The sequence below is a fragment of the Micromonospora endophytica genome, from assembly GCF_003236305.1.
GTDB classification, from domain to species: Bacteria; Actinomycetota; Actinomycetes; order Mycobacteriales; family Micromonosporaceae; genus Micromonospora; species Micromonospora endophytica.
This window is the reverse complement of sequence record NZ_POTX01000527.1, coordinates 1-462: the sequence shown is the minus strand read 5'-3', so window position 1 is coordinate 462 and position 462 is coordinate 1. Positions and strand designations below refer to the sequence as shown.

At 74.5% G+C, this 462-nt stretch carries 1 protein-coding gene; it reads left to right on the top strand.

Annotated features, from left to right (window positions below; translation table 11 throughout):
* Positions 1-34 precede the first annotated feature (34 nt).
* The coding region (locus tag C1I93_RS30915; protein ID WP_309148230.1) for an FAD-dependent monooxygenase at positions 35-462 on the top strand (428 nt) is incomplete at its 3' end.

The following is a 462-nucleotide window of genomic DNA, read 5'->3' as shown; positions in this document are numbered from 1 at the left end:
GCGCAAGTTCGGGGTGACGCCGCAGGGGCCGGGGGTGACGAACTGGTATGCGGCGGTGGCTGCGCCGGCGGGGTTCCGGCCGCCGGAGGGTGACCTGGCGGCGTTGTGGCGCTGGTTCGGTGACTGGCACGATCCGCTGCCGGCGGTGCTGGAGCGGGTCGAGGCGGGTGGGGTGTTGCAGCACGATGTGCGTTACCTGCCGGCGTTGCCGTCTTACGTGCGGGGGCGTCTGGTGTTGTTGGGGGACGCGGCGCACGCGATGACGCCGGATCTGGGGCAGGGTGCCTGCCAGGCGTTGATCGACGCGGTGGTGCTGGCGCGGTCGCTGGCGCAGTCGCCGGATGTGGCGGCGGCGTTGGCCCGCTACGACCGGGCGCGGCGGGGGCCGACGCGGCGGATGGCGGCGATGGCGGTGCGGGCGGGTCGGCTGGCGCAGGTGCGGCGGTTCACCGGCTGTCTCTT